We start from the raw sequence: 20,860 nt of genomic DNA on the forward strand, positions 1-20,860 counted from the left end.
GCTGTGAAGCACACCATAGCCGAGAAGTGGTGCAACGCGATGCAACTCTTGTGAATCAGGACACATCGGGTTGTGCTGTGGGGCACGCGAGGAGAGGAGTCGTGATGACCCGGACCGGCCCCACTGAGCTCGACGAGACCACCGCACGCAACGATGTGGCCCCGCAGCGACGGGTGGACGCGTGGCTCGCGGAATTCGAGTCCGCACTGGCCGCCCGCGACGTTCGGCGGGCTTGCGAGATGTTCGCCGTCGACAGCTACTGGCGTGACCTGATCGCGTTCACCTGGAACATCAAAACCGTCGAGGGACGCGAAGGCGTTGCCGACATGTTGACGGCCCGGCTCGCCGACACCGCCCCCTCCGGGTTCCGCACCACGGAAGCACCGCAGGAATCGGAGGGAGTGGTGACCGCCTTCGTCGAGTTCGAAACCGCCCGCGGTCGCGGTTGCGGGCACCTCCGGCTGACCGAGGAGGGTGCCTGGACGCTGCTGACCACCCTGTACGAGCTCAAGGGGTTCGAGGAGGCGACGGGGAACCGACGTCCGAAGGGGACCGAGCACGGGCCCGGGGTCGGCAGCACCAGCTGGGGCGAGCGGCGTGCCGAGGAGCAGGCGACGCTCGGCTACACCCACCAGCCGCACGTGGTCGTCGTGGGCGGCGGTCAGGCGGGGATCACGCTGGGAGCACGGCTGCGTCAGCTCGGCGTTCCCGCGCTGGTCGTGGAGCGCAACGCCCGGGCGGGCGACTCGTGGCGCAACCGCTACAAAACCCTCTGCCTGCACGACCCGGTCTGGTACGACCACCTTCCCTACATTCCGTTCCCGGAGAACTGGCCGGTGTTCGCCCCGAAGGACAAGATGGGCGACTGGCTCGAGATGTACACGCGGGTGATGGAGATCCCGTACTGGACCTCCAGCACGTGCACTTCGGCGTACTACGACGAGCGGGCGCAGGAGTGGGTGGTGCACGTCGACCGCGACGGTGAGCGGGTCACGCTCCGCCCGAGGCACCTGGTGCTGGCCACCGGGGTGTCCGGCAAGCCCAACGTGCCCGAGTTCCCCGGGCGGGACCGGTTCACCGGGGAGCAGCACCACTCCAGCGAGCACCCCGGGCCGGAGGAGTACGCAGGTAAGCGTGCCGTGGTGATCGGTTCCAACAACTCGGCGCACGACATCTGCGGCGCGCTCTGGGAGGTCGGTGCCGACGTCACCATGGTGCAGCGCTCTTCCACCCACGTCGTCAAGTCCGACTCGCTGATGGAGCTCGGGCTCGGCGACCTGTACTCCGAGCGGGCGATCGCAGCGGGGATGACCACCCACAAGGCGGACCTGACGTTCGCCTCGATGCCCTACCGGATCATGCCCGACTTCCAGATGCCGATCTATCGGGAGATAGCCGAGCGCGACGCCGACTTCTACGAGCGGCTGGAGAAGGCGGGCTTCCAGCACGACTGGGGCGAGGACGGTTCCGGGCTGTTCATGAAGTACCTGCGCCGGGGGTCCGGCTACTACATCGACGTCGGGGCCTCGGAACTGGTCGCCAACGGCGACATCCGCCTCGCCAACGGCCAGGTCGCCGAGCTCACCGAGGACGCTGTCGTGCTGGAGGACGGCAGGCGGCTGCCTGCCGACCTGGTGGTGTACGCGACCGGGTACGGCTCGATGAACGGCTGGGCCGCCGAGCTGATCGGCCAGGAGGTCGCCGACCGGGTGGGCAAGTGCTGGGGGCTCGGCTCCGGCACGGCCAAGGACCCCGGCCCCTGGGAAGGGGAGGAGCGCAACATGTGGAAACCGACCCACCAGGAGGGCCTCTGGTTCCACGGCGGGAACCTGCACCAGGCGCGGCACTACTAGCTGTACCTGGCGCTGCAGCTCAAGGCCCGCTACGAGAACATCCCGACTCCCGTGTACGGGATGCAGGAGGTGCACCACCTGAGCTGACCGCTTCAGTCGAGGGTGGGCGGGTTCCGGTCGCCGCGGCGGGCCGGACGTGACAGCGCCAGGAGGTCAGAACAGTCTGCCCGCCTCCTCGGCGGGTGGTTCCTCCAGGCGCAGCAGGTAACGCTTGCGGTCGAGTCCGCCGCCGAATCCGGTCAGGCTGCCGTCCGCGCCGAGCACCCGGTGGCAGGGCACGACCACGACTAGCGGATTGCGGCCGGTGGCCGCGCCCACCGCTCGGGCCAGGCCGGGGTTGCCGAGTTGCTCGGCCAAGTGGCCGTAGCTGCGGGTCTCGCCGTAGCCGATTCCTGCGATCAGATTCCACACGCGCTTGTCGAAGTCGTCGCCGTGGAAGGTCAGCGGCAGGTCGAAGCGGGTGCGCTCGCCGGCGAAGTACTCGTCCAGCTGACGTCTGGTCTCGCGGAAATCGGTGTCGACGCGGGGGCCGAACACCGCCTCGGGGGCTTCGGGGTCCTCGTTCGCGCGGTCCTCGAAGTGCAGCCCGGTCAGCCGATCCCCTTCGGCCACGGCGGTAAGCCGGCCCAGCGGCGACTCGATCACCGTGTGCTTGGTGTCCATGGGCCGTCCTCGTCATCGGCAACCTGATGCGCCGTCTTGCGCATCGTACCCACTGCCGTGCTCCCGCTGCGCAGGTGTTTGCTCCGGAGAGGGGAGCGATTGTCCGCGCGGCAGCGATTCGCGAGGTGCCTCCGCCCTGATCCCGCTGCCGTGTGGAGAGGTGGCGGTTACGGACTCCATCGCCGTAGAGCCTGGTCCGTGACGGGGACGCATCAGTCTGCTGGTGACGTGAGTGCCCGTGTCCTGGACGATCTGTCCGGGCAGCAATGAGCAGAAGTGGGGATAGAGTGGGGATGGATCTTGGTATCGATCCGCCCCCACGTCTGTGCCCTGCTGGAAGGCGCCCCCGGCAGGATTCGAACCTGCGACCTAGAGATTAGAAGTCTCTTGCTCTATCCGTCTGAGCTACGAGGGCTCAACGACCCGCGCGGGCGTCGCGCAGGCGCCCGCCGTGTCGCCTCAAGAGAGTATCTGCCGTAAGTGGTTTACAGGGAACCCACACGGCCGGTGTTGCCGAGACGGTATCGAACGGCAAGCTGATCATAATCCCACGTGGTTGGTCCCAGTTGTCTGGATCGCTTTTCGGAGGTCTTCCGCTGCGCTGTGCAATGCTTTGACCAGCGAATATATTCCCGCATTGCTGTGCTGATCCCGTTTCGTGCTCACCTGCGTCGCGTGTGTCTCCTGTATCGATTCGTAATCTAACGGTGTTCGTCGTGGCGCGCCCGCCCGACGAGGGAGCGCGGAGGGGGGCGCTCGGCCCGAAGTGGAGTTGTCCACAAGCCTTCCGGCTGTGCACAGAAAGCAACAGAGCTATGGCGATCCGTGTTGGCACCGGGGCAGTGTGAACTCAGCGCCGAGCGGCGTCGGAACCGAAGTGACCACGTACCAGTGGTGGAAAGGCAGGAGTTCATGTACGAGACGGCTGTCACCCTCGTCGGCGAGGTCCTCAGCACCCCGAAGTCCAGGGAGACGCGGAACGGCAACCGGGTCGCGAGCTTCCGGATGGTCAGCACCGCCCGCCGTTTCGACCGCACCCGTCAGTGTTGGGTGGACGGCGATCGGGTCTACGCCACGATCAACTGTTGGAAGCAGCTCGCGGAGAGCGTGCTGTACTCGCTGGACAAGAACGACTCTGTCGTGGTCACCGGCAGGCTGCGGACCAGGGAGTACGAGTTCGAGGGGCAGCGCCGCGTCACGGCCGAGGTGGAGGCCGGAGCCATCGGACTCGACGTGCTGTGCAGCGTTCGCACGGACAGTGACGAAAACACGGTCGAAGGTGGGACGGGGGAGGAGCCGCCGAGTCAGCTGCGGCCCCTCGGAATCGTCGAGTCGAACACAGCTGCCGACACGCGTCACGCGATCGGTGCCTGAGGGGGATCATTTCGATCGGCGCTGACGCCCCGCAGTGCCTCCGCGTTCTCCACGGTGCGCCGCTCGCCTGGTCAGGGCCCTTCGGGCGGGCGGGCACCGTGCGGACGCAGTGCAGACTTCGCGTGTCGACACATCTACGATCGGAGTATGGCCGAGTTCATCTACACCATGAAGAACGTGCGCAAAACGCACGGGGATAAGGTAATACTGGAGAACGCCACGCTCCAGTTCTACCCCGGTGCCAAGATCGGTGTGGTAGGGCCGAACGGGGCCGGTAAGTCGAGCGTGCTGCGCATCATGGCCGGACTCGACCACCCGAACAACGGTGAGGCCTTCCTGTCACCCGGTTACACCGTGGGCATCCTGCAACAGGAACCACCGCTGAACGAGGAGAAGACCGTCCTCGGCAACGTCGAGGAGGGTGTCGGCGAGATCAAGGAGAAGCTGGACCGCTTCAACAACATCGCCGAAGAGCTCACCACCAATTACACCGACGAGCTCATGGAAGAAATGGGCAGGCTCCAGGAGGAGCTCGACCACGCCGACGCCTGGGAGCTGGACTCCCAGCTCGAACAGGCGATGGACGCGCTCCGCTGCCCGCCCCCGGAGGCGGAGGTTCGCTACCTCTCCGGTGGTGAGCGGCGCAGGGTCGCCCTGTGCAAGTTGCTGCTGAGCCGCCCCGACCTGCTGTTGCTCGACGAGCCCACCAACCACCTGGACGCGGAGAGCGTGCAGTGGCTGGAGCACTTCCTGGCCAACTACCACGGTGCGGTGCTCGCCGTCACCCACGATCGCTACTTCCTCGACAACGTGGCGGGCTGGATCCTCGAGCTCGATCGCGGCAACACCTACCCCTACGAGGGGAACTACTCGACGTACCTGCAGAAGAAGCAGGAGCGGCTGGCCGTCCAGGGCAAGCGGGACGCCAAGCTGCAGAAGCGGCTCAAGGACGAGCTCGAGTGGGTGCGCTCGAACACCAAGGCGCGGCAGAACAAGTCCCGTGCCCGGTTGCAGCGTTACGAGGAGATGGCCTCCGAGGCCGAGAAGACCCGAAAGATGGATTTCGAGGAGATCCAGATTCCGCCGGGGCCGCGGTTGGGTAACTTGGTCGTCGAGGCGAACGAGATGAGCAAGGGCTTCGAGGGCAATCTGTTGATCGATCGGTTGTCTTTCACGTTGCCGCCCAACGGCATCATCGGCGTGGTCGGTCCCAACGGTGTCGGCAAGACGACCCTGTTCAAGACCATCGTCGGGCTCGAAGAGCCGGACAGCGGTGAGGTCCGGGTCGGGGACACGGTCAAGCTCAGCTATGTCGACCAGAACCGTTCCGGCATCGACCCGAACAAGAACGTGTGGGAGGTCGTCTCCGACGGGCTCGACCACATCCAGGTCGGGCAGGTCGAGATGCCCTCGCGCGCCTACGTGAGCGCCTTCGGCTTCAAGGGTGCCGACCAGCAGAAACCGGCCGGGGTGCTCTCCGGCGGTGAGCGCAACAGGTTGAACCTCGCGTTGACTCTCAAGCAGGGTGGCAACACGTTGCTGCTGGACGAGCCGACCAACGATCTGGACGTGGAGACGTTGTCCTCACTGGAGAACGCGCTGCAGGAGTTCCCCGGCTGCGCCGTGGTCATCTCCCACGACCGCTGGTTCCTCGACCGTGTGGCCACGCACATCCTCGCCTGGGAAGGTGATGAAGAGAATCCGGCGAAGTGGTTCTGGTTCGAAGGCAACTTCGAGGGCTACGAGAAGAACAAGATCGACCGGTTGGGCGCCGAGGCCGCACGTCCGCACCGGGTGACCCACCGCAAACTGACACGCGGCTGAGATCGGAGAGTCGTCTTGGCGAGGGAGCGCGGTTCGCGGGTGAGCAAGCCTGGTTGGGAACTGCTGGAATCCGCCTGGCAATGGCGCTGGCGGGTTCCGGAGCTGGCTCTGTTACTCGGAAACCGCGCGACCTCTCTGGCGAGGGAAACGGGCGATGTCGAGCAGCGACTCCGAGCCGAGTTCATCGCGCTGTTCGCCGCCAACAGGTTGGGGCGTTCGGTCGCGGGAGTGGAACGCGTCATCGGGGCACTGCGGGACGCCGAGCAGGCGGGGCTGACCGAGCTGCTCGACCAGCTGAGGGTCGAGCTCGCCTGCTGCGCCCGCAGTAGCGGGAGTCACGACGTGGCCTCGCGGGTGTTGCACCCGTTGTTGGAGCGGGAGGCGATCCCGCCGCAGCTGCGTGCGCACGCCTTGCTGGAGCTGTGCGGTGCGCTGCCGATGTATCGGTGCTCGTCCGAGCGGGTGGAGGCGCTGGACGAGGCCGACCGGCTCTACGCCGCCGAGACGACCCACGATCAGGACACGGTTCGGCTGCTCCGCGCCAGGGTCGACGCCGTCCGCGCCGGTCATCATCGCGCGCACGGCGAGCTCACCACGGCGATCGACGCGGCGGCCCGCGGGCTCGACTTCCTGGACCGCCTCGGGGACCCCGCCGCGGACAGCGGTGGGATCAGGGCGAGCCTCGTGCTGGAGCAGACACAGGCCCTCCTCGACCTGGGCAGGCACGGGGAAGCCGTTCGCTGTTCGACCGATCTGCTGCAGCAGCCCCTGCGGGCGGCGGCCGCCGCTCCGGTGGGGTGGTTGCGGCTGGCGCTGACCACCCGGGTTCATCTGCCCGCGGGACAGCGCCAAGCGGCTCTGGAATCGCTGAACGAGGCCCTCGGCGGGGCACGTCGACACGAGTTGCTCGACCTGCAGGCGGCTGTGCTCAACATGCTGTCGAATGTTCACGAGTCCGCCGCGGAGTTGCGGGAAGCCCTGCACTGCGTCCGGGAGGCGTACTCGGCCGACTATCGGCGGCGCACGATGATCGAGCACGCCAGGGTGCGGCTGTTGGAATGTTTCCCCGGAGCCGAGAACGAGGCCTCCGTGGGCGAGAACCACACGATACCCAGGCAACAGTCCGTGGGCGAGGTCAGCCGGGCGAGTTCCGAGCACACCGTGCCGCCGCGGCGGGCTCCCGAACCAGCCCCGCCCACCTCCGAACAGGGCAACGACACCAGGCAGGCGGCACGCCAGCTCATGGACACCCTCGTGAAGCACGGCGGCGTCTCGGACGAGGCGGAGCTGGCCGAGGCGGTGGGGGAGAGCTTCGGGCGTGGCCCGGTTGCCCGCACCAGCTCCTCGGGAGGTTCGCCCCCCACCGGGTCATCCTTCCTCGAGGAACACAGCGACGCGAGTTCGCCGAGGGATGCCGAGTGGCCTCGGGGGGAGTTCGATTCACCGGTTCGGAAACAGGCGCCCGGGGGCAGGCGTCGTAGGCGGGATCTCCCGGAGGGGGATTCAGGCGGGCCGTCCGGAATCGACGAGGGCTTTCCCGGCACCAGGCAGGAAGGCGGGCGCTCTCCCGAACCCAGCGGGCAGGAGATCGACGCAGCGGTGGGCTTTCCCACCGAGACCCCGCCCGAACCGGGCACGCCCGCGGAGGGGACGACGCCCCCGCCGGACGAATCGGGGGTTTTCGCGCAGGACCCCGCTCCCGGGCGGTCCTTCGCGTCCGCCCCGAACATCGATGACGCCGGCGCGGCTCGAACCGCTCGGGAGGAGGACGTGGAGCGGGACGACCTCCCATCCACGGACGCGGAGTGGCCCTCGGCCGGCGAGACGACGACCGTCCTTCCTGTCGTCCCTCCCGCACCGACGGTGGACGTGGACTCCCCGCGCAGCGACAGCGCCCAGTACTGGCAGCACCGGCCCCCCGACGAGCCCGTCCCCGGAAGTGCGGGCCCCTCGAGTCAGTACGGCAACGGGACCCCCGACCCCCTCGCGGAAGAGGAACACCGTTCGGAGAATCCGAACCACGTTCCGGGCGAAACGCGGGGACAGCGCGGTCAGGATCCGGCCACTGCCTCGTACGGCCGCGACGGCTCCACCGGGCGTCGTTCGTCCGGACGGTCCTTCGCCGAGATCAAGGCGGCGCTGGAGGCGGAGCAACAGGGTGCGACACGCGACCGGGCCGGTCTTGGTGACCCCGCTCCGGAGAGCGGACGAAGTGTCGGTGGGCGACGCCGTCGTGCGGCTCCTCCCACCGAGAGCACGGACACCACCTCCGAGGTGGGGCCCGGCGAGTCCTCCGCGGCTGCTGTCGGGGAGAAGCAGCCGGTACATCCCGCTGTCACCGAGGAACTGCTCGAGCAGAGCAGGGATCTGATCAAGGATCTTCCGGACTTGGAGAACAGGGACAGCGGGGGCGACGACACCGACCAGGCAGGCCTCGCCGATCTGCTCGCGGAAGCGCTGGTCGCCTATCAGCACGGCAAGCAGGACACCGCTGCGGAAAACGGCAACGACTCGGTCGAACCAGCCCCCGAGCAGGAGAGCACCACTTCCACCGGAAGATATCGGGGAGAGCGGTCCGCGGAGGGCGGAACGAGCGGCTGGGCCTCCGAGCAGTCGAGAACCGCCGAGGAACCACGCTCACGTCGGCGCCACGCGGCTGGGGAGGACGAGGGCGGGAACGCCCACACCTGGACTCCGCAGGTCCGCTGAACGCGCCGTGAGGTGATCTGTTCAGGCCGCCCCCAAGAGGAGTCGTACAGCCTCTAGGGTGGTTCGTGTTGGCACAACGAGGTGCCGCTAGTTGTGGAGCTGCGTGACGATGACCTCTGAATCCGGACAGTTGAGTACCGAACACACCGCACCGAACGCCGGAACGGCGATTGCTTCCGAGCACGGCGCGGATGGGGGCGAACATTTGACGAGCCTGGTGGAGCGAGCCGTACGAACGGTTCCGGAGCTGGCCCACCTGCTGCGCACTTACTACCGGCACGTTCCGTCCGAGGAGATGGCCGGTGACGAGCCCGCCGATCTCGCGGGAGCGTTGCGTGCCCACTACGAACTCGCCGCGCACAGAGCACCGGGGCGTCCCGTGGTGCGGATCTTCAACCCGGACCGCTCCACCGACGGCTGGCAGAGCCCCGGATCGGTGGTGCAGCTGGTCACCGACGACATGCCCTACCTGGTCGACTCGGTGGTGGCCGAGCTGACCGAGGCGGGCGCACAGGTGCAGCGCATCGTGCACCCGATCGTGGTGGTCCGTCGTGACGTGGCCGGGGAGCTGCGGGAAGTCCTGCCGGATGCGGACCCCTCGGCCCCGCCCGCGGACGCGCTGACCGAGTCGTGGATGTTCCTCGAGATAGACCGGTTGGCCGAGTCGGACCGCACCCGTGACCTCGAGCAGCGACTGCTGACGGTGCTCACCGACGTGCGCGAGGTGGTCGAGGACACCGATCGCATGCACGCCACGGCCCGCGGAATCGCGGACTCCCTGGAGAAGGACGCTCCGCCGTTGTCGGCCGAGCGGATTCGGGACGGTGCCGCGCTGTTGCGCTGGTTGGCCGACGGGCATTTCATGTTCCTGGGGTACCGCCACGACGAAGTGGCTTCCGATCAGGACAGCGGGGAAGCGACGCTGCGGGGAATCCTGGCCACGGGGCTCGGGGTGCTGCGTTCCGACAGCAGTGCGGCCCGCAGTCTGTCCACGGACTCGGAGACGGTCACCGACCTCGACCCCGGGGAGCTGCTCGTGCTCACCCAGGCGAACGCGGCTTCCCCGGTGCACAGAGCCGGGCATCCCTTCTACGTGGGAGTGCGGACCTTCGACTCGGAGGGCCGGGTCACCGGGGAGCACCGGTTCATCGGTCTGTTCACCACGACCGCCCTGCACGAGAACGTCCTCGACATCCCGGTCATCGAACGGCGTGCCCGCGAAGTGATACACCGCGCGGGCTTCCCGCTGGAGTCCCACTCGGGGCAGCGCATGCTCGAGGAGATCCAGAGCTATCCGAGGACCGAGCTCTTCGCGACCGAGTCGGACACCCTGTTCGAGATCATCACCGGCGTGCTGGCCCTGGTCGAGCGCCGCAAGCTCAAGCTCTTCCTCCGGCGGGACCCCTACGGCCGCTTCTTCTCCTGCTTGGTCTACCTGCCCAGGGAGCGCTACACCACCCGTTCGAGGCTGGCGATGCAGGAGGTGCTGCTGGCCGAACTGGACGGCACCGGCCTGGAGTACAGCACCAGGGTGGGTGAGTCCGCGCTGGCACGCGTCCACTTCGTCGTGCACACCGAACCGGGAACCCGGATCGAACCGGAAGTCAACCTGGTGCAGCGGCGGCTCAGCGAGGCCATCCGCACCTGGGACGACGACATGGTCGAGGAGATCGACGCCGAGCGGCGCGGTGACCGCATCGAGGCCCGGCGGGACGGGCGTGCGATCACCTCCGGTTCCGAGACGATCAGCGAGGAGGGGCAGCGCTACGCCTCCGCCTTCCCGGAGGCCTACAAGGAGGACTTCAGCGCTGCCGACGGGTTGGTGGACCTGCGCCGCCTGGAGGGGATCTCCCGGCCGGGCGAGCTCGCGATGTCCTTCTACGCACCCAGGGACGCCGGACCGGGGGACCGGCGGTTCAAGATGTTCCTCACCGAGCGCGTCACCCTGTCCAGGGTGCTGCCGGTGTTGCAGAGCATGGGGGTGGAGGTCGTCGACGAGCGCCCCTACGAGGTCTCACCGGACGAGGAGACCCGCAGGTGGATCTTCGACTTCGGGCTGCGTCCGGACCAGGGACTGCTGGAGCAGTCGGGCGGCGAGCGGATGGACACGCTGCGGGAACGCTTCGAGGAGGCCTTCCGGGCCGTCTGGCAGGGCGATTCCGAGGTCGACCGCTTCAACTCCCTGGTGCTGCGCGCCGGGTTGACCTGGCGGCAGACCGCCGTGCTGCGTGCCTACGCGAAGTACCTGCGCCAGGTCGGTGTGGCCTACAGCCAGGACTACATCGAGGACGCGCTGCTCGCGCACGAGTCGATCACCGTGCAGTTGGTCCAGCTGTTCGAGGCCAGGTTCGACCCGGAGCTGGACGAGACGAGCCGCGACTCGCGCGAGCAGGAGCTCGTCGCAGCGATCGAGCGGGCCGTCGACGAGGTGAGCAGCCTGGACGCCGATCGGATCCTGCGCAACTACCTCAGCCTGATCAGGGCCACGCTGCGCACCAACCACTTCGTACGCGGCGCCGATGCGCTGCCGCGCTCGTTCTGGTCGTTCAAGTTGGAGCCGCAGGAGATACCGGGGCTGCCCGAGCCGCGGCCGCAGTACGAGATATTCGTCTACTCCCCCCGGTTCGAAGGGGTGCACCTGCGGTTCGGCTCGGTGGCTCGTGGTGGGCTGCGCTGGTCCGACCGCAGGGAGGACTTCCGGACCGAGATTCTCGGGCTGGCCAAGGCGCAGGCGGTCAAGAACGCTGTGATCGCCCCGGTGGGTGCGAAGGGCGGTTTCGTGTTGAAGCGGCCGCCGGTTTCCACCGGGGACCCGGCCGCCGACCGCGAGGCCGTGCGCGAGGAGGGCATCGCCTGCTACCGCATGTTCATCTCGGCCATGCTCGACGTGACGGATAACCTGGTCGGGGGCGGGGTCGCCCCTCCGGAGAACGTCGTGCGGCACGACGGCGCCGACACCTACCTGGTGGTGGCGGCGGACAAGGGCACGGCAACCTTCTCGGACATCGCCAACGAGGTGGCCGAGTCCTACGGATTCTGGCTGGGGGACGCCTTCGCCTCGGGCGGCTCGGTGGGATACGACCACAAGGCCATGGGCATCACCGCCAAGGGGGCGTGGGAGAGCGTCAAGCGGCACTTCCGTGAGCTCGGCACCGACACGCAGCGCGAGGAGTTCACCGTGGTCGGTGTCGGTGACATGGCCGGGGACGTCTTCGGCAACGGGATGCTGCTGTCCGAGCACATCCGCCTGGTGGCGGCGTTCAACCACATGCACGTCTTCATCGACCCGGATCCCGATCCGGCCAGTTCCTTCGCCGAACGTAGTCGGCTCTTCGGGCTGTCCCGGTCGACCTGGGACGACTACGACCGCGACGTGATCAGCGAAGGTGGTGGTGTCTGGCCGCGTTCGGCCAAGTCGATCCCGCTGAACCCGCGGATCCGCGCCGTGCTCGGAATCGACGGCAGCGTGTCCCGGCTCACCCCGATCGAGCTGATCAGGGCGATCCTGTGCGCTCCCGTGGACCTGCTGTGGAACGGCGGTATCGGCACCTACGTCAAGGCCAGCACCCAGTCGCACGCCGAAGTGGGGGACAAAGCCAACGATCCGGTCCGCGTCGACGGCGCCGATCTCGGCGCGAAGGTCGTCGGCGAGGGCGGGAACCTCGGCATGACCCAGCTCGGTCGCATCGAGTTCGCCCGAAACGGGGGCAAGGTCAACACCGACGCCCTGGACAACTCGGGCGGGGTCGACTGCTCCGACCACGAGGTCAACATCAAGATCCTGCTGGACCAGCTCGTGGCCGAGGGACGGCTGGACCGCTCGCGGCGCGACGAGTTGCTGCGGGAGATGACCGACGAGGTCGCGGACCTGGTGCTGACCGACAACTACCGGCAGAACGCCGTGCTGGGGACCTCGCGCTCCCACGCCGATCAGATGGTCTCGGTGCACTCCAGGCTGGTCGCGGAGCTGGAGAAGCGCTCCGGTCTGGATCGTGAGCTCGAGGCCCTGCCGAGCGCGGAGCAGTTCCGCGAGCTCGAGAAGTCCGGTCAGGGGCTGAGCTCGCCCGAACTGGCCACGTTGATGGGGCACGTCAAACTCGCGCTGAAGCAGGATGTGCTGAGCAGCGACCTGCCGGACACCGAGGCCTTCGCCTCCAGGCTTCCCGAGTACTTCCCGGAGCCGCTGCGGAGCGACTACGTCGACGCGGTCCGGCAGCACCCGCTGCACCGCGAGCTCACCACCACCCTGCTGGTCAACGAGGTCGTCGACGGGGCGGGCGTTTCGTACGCCTACCGGCTGCTGGAGGAGATGAGCGCCGAGACGACCGACGCGGTCCGGGCTTTCGAGGTCGTGACCGGCGTCTACGACCTGCCCGGCCTGTGGGCGGAGATCGAGGGGTTGCACGGGACGGTTCCCAGTGAAGTCGTCGACTTCATGGTGCTGGAGACCCGCAGGCTGCTCGACCGCGCTTCTCGCTGGTTGCTGTCCAACAGGCCGCAACCGCTGGCCACAGGAGCCGAGATACAACGCTTCCGTCCCGTGGTGGCCGACCTCTCCGAGTCCGTCTGGGACCTGGTGCAGGGCAGGGCGGCCAGGAACGCGGCGGATAAGTCCGACAGGCTGGTCGAGCAGGGTGTGCCCGAGAAGCTGGCGCGGCGGATCGGAACCCTGCTGGACACGTTCGCCCTGCTGGACATCACCGAGATCGCGGAGTTGGCCGAGCGTGACGCGGGGGTTTCGGCGGAGCGCAGCCCGCGGGAGAGCGCCGAGCTCTACTTCGCGCTGTCGGAGTACCTCGACATGGAGCGGATGCTGGTCTCGGTCGGGGAGCTGGAGCGCGGCAATCGCTGGCACGCCCTGGCGCGGCTGGCGCTGCGGGACGACCTGTACGCCTCGCTGCGTGCCATCGCGGTGGATGTGCTGCGCAGTGGTGAACCTGACGAGGGGGCGGAGGACAAGATCGCGCAGTGGGAGTCGGCGAACGCCTCCCGGATCGGACGTGCGCGGGCTTCGCTCGAGGAGATCAAGCACTCGGGCAGGCAGGACCTGGCCACCCTCTCGGTCGCGGCCAGGCAGTTGCGCAGCATGGTGCGCTGAGCCTCGCGCCGGGCGCGGCCGACGCGTCGCGTGTGGTTCGTCGGGTTCGGTGTCCGCACCGTGGCGGAGTAAGGTGGTGCCGAACGGTCCCGTGTACCGCACGTCGCGTCGGCCGCGCCCGCGGAGCGACGCGTAAGGAGAGGAAAAGGTGGGAGCCTTCGTCACCGAGGTGCCGATTCGCTGGTCCGATATGGACGCGTTCGGCCACGTCAACCATGCCAGGACCGTCACGTTGCTGGAGGAGGCGCGTGCGGGGTTGCTGTTCACCGAGGCCGAGCGGCGGGGTCACGGTGGTATGGCCGACGGGATGGTGGTGGCCAGGTTGACGGTCGACTACCGCAGCCCCGTCGACTACCGAATGGGGCACGTCCAGGTCCGCATGTCGGTCCGGGAGCTGCGCCGGGCCTCGTTCGTGGTGGACTACGCGGTCGCCGCGGGCGGCACGGATTCGGTGGCCACGGCCGAGACCCTCATGGTGCCGTACGACCTCACGGCCGGTCGCCCGCGCCGTCTCACGGAGGGGGAGTTCTCCTTCCTGGAGGAGTGGGTGCTGGATCCGGTCATCGCGGACGAGGAGCCACGAATTGCCTGAATTGCGGATGTCCCAATCGGTCGAGCGGGACGACCTGAGCGCGTTCGTCGCTCGTGCCGTGCGGCTGGACGAGCAGGCCGTGATTCGGCTGCGGATGCGTGCGGACGGAGAGCGGATCGACGTGTGGTCGGCCACCCCCTTCGACGCGTTGTGCACTCGTTCGGTGCAGGGCGAGGTCGAACCGCGGGATGTGAGCGTCTCCGGCAAGGAACTGCTCGCGGCCCTGACGGTGGCGAACGGGCCCGTGATGGATCCCGGCCCCGAGCGCGACCTGATGTGGCGTTCCGAGCTGCCCCCGCCCGAAGGGTGGCGCCACGTGGACGACCTGCCCGCCAAGGTGGTGGGCGAGGTGGCCGAGCAGGGGGTCGGCGTCGCTCGGGAGAACGTCGGCCCGAAGGGGACTCCCCCGGCTTCGCTCATGGATCAGGAAGTGTTCACCGTGAGCGGGTCGGGACTCAAGGTGACGGTTCCGCTGCGGTGCCTGTTCGTCCTGACCGGGATGGGCTTCCTGGTCGGCAACCCCTCGGACGACGAGATCGTCCGGGTTAACGCCACCGACTCGTGGTTGCGCATCGATTCCCGGTTCGGTGCGGTGGTGCGCCGCAGGCACGCTCTGCTGCCGCTGCTGACCTGACCGGACGCCCCTCGTTTCCCGCGAACGGGGGGAGCGGAGCTGGCGGCCCTGGAGCTGGCGGACCGCGATGCTCGATTCGGGGGATTCCTCGGTTCACGGCTTAGGCCCTCGGCATCGTGGTGTCGAGAATCGACGGTGTGTACGACTACCCGTCGATGCCGGAGAGCCGGGACGCGCTGAGCATGACCCGCTCGTTCCGGGAAGCGTTCCTGTTGAGCGGCCCGCTGGCCGGTGGAGTGGGTCTGCTGCTGCGCACGTTGTGGCTCTTTCCGGTGGCGCTGCTCATCGTGGTTCCGTTCACGGCGTTGAGCTGGTTCGCGAGTTGTCGTTTCGGGATGTGCGGCAGGATCGGCATCGCCGATGGGCTGCTTCGGGTGGACCAGAACACTTGGGTGGACGCTTGGACCCGCGTGCTGCGAGCGGTGCTCGTGACACCGGCGGACATCGCGGTTACGGCCGTGACCGTGGCGGCGCTGGCCTGGGTCTGTGCCGGATACCGTCCCACTCCGCGTCACGTGTGGCGGTTGTTCACCAAGCGCGGTGCCGGGCTGTGCGTTCTCGGGCTGGTGTTGACCACGGCACCGGCGGTGTTCACGGCGGTTCCGCTGTACTTCGCGCAGCGGCAGGCCGTTCCCGTTCTCGCGGGGGAGGAGTCCCCGCCGCTGTGGCGGTTGCTGCTGCTCGTGGCGCTGTTGCTGTGCGTGCTGCTCGGCGGGTTCACCGGAATAGTGTCCGGAGTGGTGGCCAACGTAGCCGTGGTCCCGTTCGCGGTGCAGCGCACCGGGGTGCGGGAAGCGGTCGGTCGGGTCGGTCGCATGGTTCTGCGGCGGCTGCTCCCGACCGTGGGGACCGTCTCGCTGGTCCTGCTGCTGCCCGCGCTGCTCGAACCGTTGACGACCGCGGTGGCCACGGCGAGCACGGAGACCGGCAGCTGGTCCGGCAACGTGGTGCGTGACTCGCTGAGTTCCGCCGTCTCACTACCTTTCGCCGCTGCCCTGTACCTCACGCGCTACCTGGATCTGTCGCTGCACACGGACGGCTACGACGCGGAGAGGCTCGCGGTGGACCTGCGCACCATCGGTGATCTCCGGGAGGAGCGAGCACAGGACGCTGCCGCAGTCGAGGACGCGGGGGCGCGGCAGCGTTCAGACCAGCCAGACCGCGGTGTCCGGGGGTAGCCGGTCACCGTCGAGCGGGGCGCTGTTGAGCACGATCCTCCCCGGCGGCGCGGGCACCGTTTCGTTCGAGGTGTTCAGCGCGCAGGTCAGTTTCCCCTGGTCGCAGCGGAACGCCAGGCATCCGCGGGGTGCTCCGTACCACTGGACCGTCGAGTGCTGCGCCGTTTCGTGGAAGCGGCGCAGTTCCATGGCGTTGCGGTGCAGGGAGAGCGTCGACGACGGCTCCTCCAGCTGGACCTCCACGGTGCTGGAGGCCCAGCTGGGCGGGGTGGGCCACCAGCTTCCCGGCGCCGCGGAGAAGCCGAACGGCGGTTCCGCGCCTTCCCACGGGATCGGCCCCCGAACCGGATGTCTGCTCGTGCGGTCGGGGCGTTCGGACTCGGGCAGTCCGAGCTCGGTGCCGTTGTCCAACCCGATCACGCCGGGCAGCGCGAACTGGACCAGTGCCATGGCCCTGGCCTTGGCGAGTCCCGCGGGGCCACCACCGAAACGCGTCGTCGGTCGCGGGTAGTCCCAACTGGACAGCGACCAGACGGGTGAGCTCCCCGCGGCCCTGGAGTCGTCCAGGGCGCTCTGGACGACTTGTCGGATCTGCGCGGCGTCGAACGGTACTGAGCTGAAACGCATGTCGACACCTATGTCCAGTTCGGACAACATGCCGTGCTCGGTCCGCCAGTTCCGCACCAGGCCGCCGAGCGGAACGGCGTGTTGCTCACCGGGAAGCGACCGAATCACCCGCAGAATCGAGTGCGTGGCTTCGTCCAGGGCGCCCGTGATGCCGGGGACGGCCGCCACCCGGAACCCGTCGACACCGCAGGCCGTCCAGAAGCGCAGGGACTCGGCCAGCTCGTGGCCGCTGCCGGAGTCGCTCACGGCCGCGCTGTCCACGGGCAGGTCCAGCACGATCCTGATGTCGGCGGCGTGCGCCTCGGTCAACAGGGCTTCCAGCGACTCGATGGTGCCGACGAGAGGATCGACGTCTCTGCCGTGTCCGACACGTCCGACCGGCGAAGCCAGCACTCCGGTCAGCCAGATAGCGCCGATGCCGATCAACTCCAGATAGCCGAGCCTTTCGCGGACCCCCTCGAGATCGCCGATCCCGTCCGCGTCGGAATCGCTGAACGCCCGTATGTCGACGCGGTAAAAGACCCGATTCTCCCACCAGTCGGGCGACGTCGTGGGATGTTCGTGGCTCAGTTCGGTCAAGCACACGGTGGCCATCCTGTCGGGGTGATACGAGCCGGATCGGTTTCGACGTGTTTCACGGTGCAGTGAGCCCACCGGGGCCCACAGCGGTCGTGCGTTTCCGCATTGTCCGGTACTTTCGCGGTTCGGGTTCGCCCACGCGTCCCCGGCGTGGCTGCCGGTGAACGAATCCGGCGTGTCATCGGGTTCTGCTTCCGCGCTCTTCGTCCTCCCGAGGAGCACTTCACCGGTCCCGGCGGATCGGTCCGATCGCCGTGGACCGCCTGCACCGGGAGGGGCCACCGGCCCGCGCGTTCCCGCACCGCCCCGCAGCGCGGAGGATCGCCCCGCTTTGCTCGGCAAAACCTCGGCCGGTGCCACCGGCGTCGGGGAACGAACCGGGGCTCAGCTCGTGGCGAGCCAGGCCGCCGAATCGGGGGGAAGTTGTCCGCCCTCCAGCGGAGCACTGGACAGCAGCAGCTCTCCCGGCGGCAGCGGCACCCGTTGGTTGGAGGTGTTCAGCGCGCAGATCAATCCTGCCGCACCCCTGCGGAAGGCGAGGCATCCCGTGGGGGCTCCATACCACTCCACTTCGTCATCGTCGAACAGTTCACGCGGCACGGACGGATCCCCGGTCTCGTTCTCGGCGCTCGCCGTTCGCTTGATCTCCAGAGCTTGTCGGTACAGCGACAGCGTGGAATCGGCGCTTTCCAACTGCGCCTCGGCCGTCATGTCGACCCAGTCCTCCGGAGCGGACAGGCACAGGTCCGTGGCATCGCTGAAACCGAACGGAGGAGTCCTGCCCTCCCACGGCATGGGGACCCGAGCTCCGAGCAGCTCCTGGGTGCGGATTTCCGCCTCGTTGCCGATGACCTCGGGCAGCCCGAGTTCCTCCCCGCTGTCCACGCACACGACTCCCGGCAGCGCCAGCAGGACGAGAGTTGTGGCATGTGCTCGCGCCCGTCCGACCGCTCCGCCGCCGAAGCGGGTCACCTGTCGGGGGAAGTGACGTCCGGAAATGAGCCAGCCCGGTCGGGTTCCGAACTCCTTGCACGCGGTCAGCTCCTTGCTGATGGCCTCCCGGATACCGTTCGCATCGAAGTCCGTCTCGGCGAGGGCCCGGTTGAAGTCGACGTCCCACACGCCACGGCTCGAGTGCTGTTCCTCGATGAACGAGCCGATCAGTCGGTCCGAGTCATCGGCCAACGCGGCCCTGATGGCTCTGGCCGTTTCCAAGTCGACTCCGTTCGCGTCGGACTCCGCTGCGGGGCCTCGCCGCGAGAGGGCCAGCCGGAATCCGTCGACCCCGCGATCGGTCCAGAACCGAAGCGTCCGTACCAGTTCCTGTTGGGCGCGTGGCTGTCGTAGGTCGGCCACGTCCACACCGATATCGAGAGTGACGCGCAAATCGCAATCGTGAGCCGCGGACGTCAACCTTTCGAATGATTCGAGAACGGTGGCGGCTTGCTGCGGATCGCCGACGTTGGGGCCCACCCCGGTCATCGGGACGCCGGTCAGCCACACCGTGTCGACCCCGAGTAGTTCCAGGTAGCCGAGACGGTTGCGCAGCCCGTCCAGATCGCCGACCCCGTCTCCGTCGGAGTCGGCGAACAGCCGGATGTCGATGGCGTAATGGATCGCGTTCCACCACCACGGCTTTTGCCCCCCGGGGAGGCCGTCCTGCTCTGTCCAGCGGCGCACAGTGGTCATCCCCTTACTGCGTCCGAGCACCGTGTCCGGGGGTTGCCGAGCACGGTGCCGATGCGCTCAGACGTTCGCTGATTGATCATTGGATCACGCACGTGATCCCGAACGCGCGACGAGATCCGGTCCAACGCGGACACCGACTCGACGTTCGTCGATGATGTCCTACCGCAAACGAGTGCTCGATGGCGCGGTGGGCGTGCGAATTACGATCATCACGTTTCGGGGGCGCGTTGTCACCCCGTGTTCGGAACGCGGGGTGCGAAATCGTCGATGGAGGAATGATCGCGAAGGGGAGGAGGGAGCGAGCGGGGAGCCGCAGGACGGAGAGGCACTGCGTGCGCCGTCACCTGCGGAGGACGAACGCACGGGACCGCCCCGCGGCCCGGCCTCGGCACGCGGTCCGGAGGTGCCGCTCGCCCGGGGCGAGCTCCCGGCGCCGAAAGCGCCGGGAGCACCACTTCCGGGCGTCAGCACGACAGGATCGGTCAGAACCAGGAGTTGACCATGCTGTGCGCGGCCATCTCGAAGTACCGCCAGAGGCGGTCGCGTTGTTCGGTGGTCAGCTCGACCTCGTCCAGCGCGATGCGCATGCACCGCAGCCAGGCGTCCCGCTCGGCCAGTCCGATCTTGAACGGCGCGTGGCGCATGCGCAGCCGGGGGTGACCGCGTTGCTCGGAGTAGGTCTGCGGGCCACCCCAGTACTGCATCAGGAACAGGCGGAGCCGTTCCTCGGCCCCGCTGAGGTCCTCCTCGGGGTACAGCGGCCGCAGCAGTTCGTCCTCGGCCACTTCCTGGTAGAAGCGAGCCACGATGGTGCGGAAGGTGGCCTCGCCGCCCACCTGTTCGTAGAAGGTTTCCGGAGTGCTCACACGCCCTCCTCGCGAGGCTGTCGACGTCACTGCTGCTCACCCGAGTCTGGCATCAGACGTCCGGCCGGGTAAGGCGGTTTGATGTCCGCTTCGTCATAGGCCCGCTTGATCTCGGCGCGGAGCAGGCGTTGCACCGCCCACTGCTGTCCCGGACGCACCTTCGCGGTCAACCGCAGCGTGATCGTATCCGAAGTGATCTGGTTGATTCCGAGCATCTCCGGCTTCGCCAGCACGTCCTTGGCGAGCGGCTCGCGCTGTGCCGCGGTTCCGGCGACCGACTCCGCGACCTCCTGGGCCCGGCGCGCGTCGCTGCTGTGCGCGATGGGCAGGTCGACCACGGCCACCGCGTAACCCTGGCTGGAGTTGCCCACCCGCAGGATCTCGCCGTTGCGAACGTACCACACCGTTCCGTTGACGTCGCGCAGCGTGGTGACCCGCAGTCCCACCGTCTCCACGGTGCCGATCGCCTCCCCGAGATCCACCCAGTCACCGACCCCGTACTGGTCCTCGACCATCATGAACATGCCGGCCAGGAAGTCCCGCACCAGATTCTGGGCGCCGAAGCCGAGGGCGACGCCGACGACTCCGGCGGAGGCGATCAGCGGCCCCAGGTTCACCCCGAACTCCTGGAGTATGTAGATCGCGGCGAAGCCGAAGATCACGAAGCTGACGATCGACTTCAGCACTGAGCCGAGGGTCCTGGCCCGCTGGCTGCGCTGTTCGGCCAGCGTCTCGCCGGAGACGGAGCCCTCGTTCCGTTCGCGCAGTGGCTGCAGCAGCCGAGGAGGGTGGCCGTTGGTGCTGCTGAGCTTGGTGATGATCTTGTGCAGCACGTAGCGCACCAGGAAGGCCAGCACGATGATCGACAGGACCTTCAGTGGTGTGGCGACCAACAACTTCGAGTAGTTGGCCAACCACGGATTGCCCGTCCAGTCGAGTATCGTCCTGCACCACTGACTGGAGTCGTCGGAACACTGGGATTGCGCTAACTGCAACGTGCTCATGGTCTCGGGGCTCCCGGACGCCGGAACTGTCTTGCTGGGTCGGAACTCCTCGCGGAGTGCTCGGCCACCGACCCCGGGACGGTGTGCCTCAGCAGCGCTGCGGGGCACCTCGAGCAGCGTTTCACCGCCCGGGTGCCCTGCCTTCCCGCCAGGCATCCGTCTCACGCGCC

General features: G+C 68.0%; 12 protein-coding genes, 1 tRNA gene and 1 pseudogene. 8 read left to right on the plus strand and 6 right to left on the minus strand.

The genetic code is table 11. The features are described from left to right. The first annotated feature begins 104 nt into the window (after positions 1-104). A pseudogene (locus G9Q41_RS15300) lies at positions 105-1,940 on the plus strand (NAD(P)/FAD-dependent oxidoreductase). Between the two features lie 66 nt (positions 1,941-2,006). Here G9Q41_RS15300 and G9Q41_RS15305 read toward each other — a convergent pair. Both G9Q41_RS15305 and G9Q41_RS15310 read right to left on the minus strand, forming a co-directional pair. Then, a complete protein-coding gene (locus tag G9Q41_RS15305; protein ID WP_165633248.1) occupies positions 2,007-2,516 on the minus strand; it encodes a methylated-DNA--[protein]-cysteine S-methyltransferase in 510 nt (169 codons plus the stop codon). Positions 2,517-2,857: 341 nt separating this feature from the next. Continuing rightward, positions 2,858-2,931: transfer RNA gene (locus tag G9Q41_RS15310), tRNA-Arg, on the minus strand. Between the two features lie 497 nt (positions 2,932-3,428). Here G9Q41_RS15310 and G9Q41_RS15315 point away from each other — a divergent pair. From G9Q41_RS15315 to G9Q41_RS15345, 7 genes are all read left to right on the plus strand, one after another. Next, entirely contained in the window at positions 3,429-3,890 is a 462-nt protein-coding gene (locus tag G9Q41_RS15315) for a single-stranded DNA-binding protein (protein WP_207631209.1), read from the plus strand. A gap of 147 nt (positions 3,891-4,037) precedes the next feature. Beyond that, on the plus strand, positions 4,038-5,714 hold the full coding sequence (gene ettA / locus G9Q41_RS15320; protein ID WP_092523420.1) for an energy-dependent translational throttle protein EttA: 1,677 nt from the start codon (positions 4,038-4,040) through the stop codon (positions 5,712-5,714). A gap of 39 nt (positions 5,715-5,753) precedes the next feature. Then, a complete protein-coding gene (locus G9Q41_RS15325) occupies positions 5,754-8,423 on the plus strand; it encodes a hypothetical protein (protein ID WP_165633246.1) in 2,670 nt (889 codons plus the stop codon). Between the two features lie 109 nt (positions 8,424-8,532). Further along, entirely contained in the window at positions 8,533-13,521 is a 4,989-nt protein-coding gene (locus tag G9Q41_RS15330; RefSeq protein ID WP_207631208.1) for an NAD-glutamate dehydrogenase, read from the plus strand. A gap of 148 nt (positions 13,522-13,669) precedes the next feature. After that, complete coding sequence (locus G9Q41_RS15335; RefSeq protein ID WP_092523414.1) at positions 13,670-14,113, plus strand: thioesterase family protein; 444 nt, start codon at positions 13,670-13,672, stop codon at positions 14,111-14,113. After that, a complete protein-coding gene (locus G9Q41_RS15340; RefSeq protein WP_092523412.1) occupies positions 14,106-14,747 on the plus strand; it encodes a hypothetical protein in 642 nt (213 codons plus the stop codon). Before G9Q41_RS15335 ends, G9Q41_RS15340 begins: the two co-directional genes overlap by 8 nt. Positions 14,748-14,884: 137 nt before the next feature. Then, entirely contained in the window at positions 14,885-15,925 is a 1,041-nt protein-coding gene (locus G9Q41_RS15345; RefSeq protein WP_092523410.1) for a hypothetical protein, read from the plus strand. Here G9Q41_RS15345 and G9Q41_RS15350 read toward each other — a convergent pair. The 4 genes from G9Q41_RS15350 to G9Q41_RS15365 all read right to left on the minus strand — a co-directional run bounded on the left by G9Q41_RS15350 (position 15,893) and on the right by G9Q41_RS15365 (position 20,690). After that, a complete protein-coding gene (locus tag G9Q41_RS15350) occupies positions 15,893-17,146 on the minus strand; it encodes an alpha-amylase family glycosyl hydrolase (protein ID WP_092523408.1) in 1,254 nt (417 codons plus the stop codon). The two genes, G9Q41_RS15345 and G9Q41_RS15350, sit on opposite strands and share 33 nt — an antisense overlap. 369 nt (positions 17,147-17,515) lie before the next feature. Further along, the gene (locus tag G9Q41_RS15355; protein WP_165633245.1) at positions 17,516-18,820 is read right to left on the minus strand and encodes a DUF3459 domain-containing protein; all 1,305 of its coding nucleotides are present in this window, start codon (positions 18,818-18,820) and stop codon (positions 17,516-17,518) included. Positions 18,821-19,302: 482 nt separating this feature from the next. Beyond that, positions 19,303-19,686, minus strand: a complete 384-nt coding sequence (locus G9Q41_RS15360; RefSeq protein ID WP_092523404.1) for a globin — start codon at positions 19,684-19,686, stop codon at positions 19,303-19,305. A gap of 26 nt (positions 19,687-19,712) precedes the next feature. Next, positions 19,713-20,690 (minus strand): mechanosensitive ion channel domain-containing protein, encoded by a 978-nt coding sequence (locus G9Q41_RS15365; RefSeq protein ID WP_165633244.1) that lies wholly within the window; start codon positions 20,688-20,690, stop codon positions 19,713-19,715. Positions 20,691-20,860: the final 170 nt, after the last annotated feature.

This window comes from Actinopolyspora sp. BKK2, from assembly GCF_011291845.1.
Taxonomy (GTDB): Bacteria; Actinomycetota; Actinomycetes; order Mycobacteriales; family Pseudonocardiaceae; genus Actinopolyspora; species Actinopolyspora saharensis.

Bases quoted from the DNA above. Each gene is read 5' to 3' on its own strand.
- G9Q41_RS15305 (WP_165633248.1), bottom strand. From the start codon at position 2,516: ATGGACACCAAGCACACGGTGATCGAGTCGCCGCTGGGCCGGCTTACC.
- G9Q41_RS15315 (WP_207631209.1), top strand. From the start codon at position 3,429: ATGTACGAGACGGCTGTCACCCTCGTCGGCGAGGTCCTCAGCACCCCG.
- ettA (WP_092523420.1), top strand. From the start codon at position 4,038: ATGGCCGAGTTCATCTACACCATGAAGAACGTGCGCAAAACGCACGGG.
- G9Q41_RS15330 (WP_207631208.1), top strand. From the start codon at position 8,533: ATGACCTCTGAATCCGGACAGTTGAGTACCGAACACACCGCACCGAAC.
- G9Q41_RS15350 (WP_092523408.1), bottom strand. From the start codon at position 17,146: ATGGCCACCGTGTGCTTGACCGAACTGAGCCACGAACATCCCACGACG.
- G9Q41_RS15355 (WP_165633245.1), bottom strand. From the start codon at position 18,820: ATGACCACTGTGCGCCGCTGGACAGAGCAGGACGGCCTCCCCGGGGGG.
- G9Q41_RS15365 (WP_165633244.1), bottom strand. From the start codon at position 20,690: ATGAGCACGTTGCAGTTAGCGCAATCCCAGTGTTCCGACGACTCCAGT.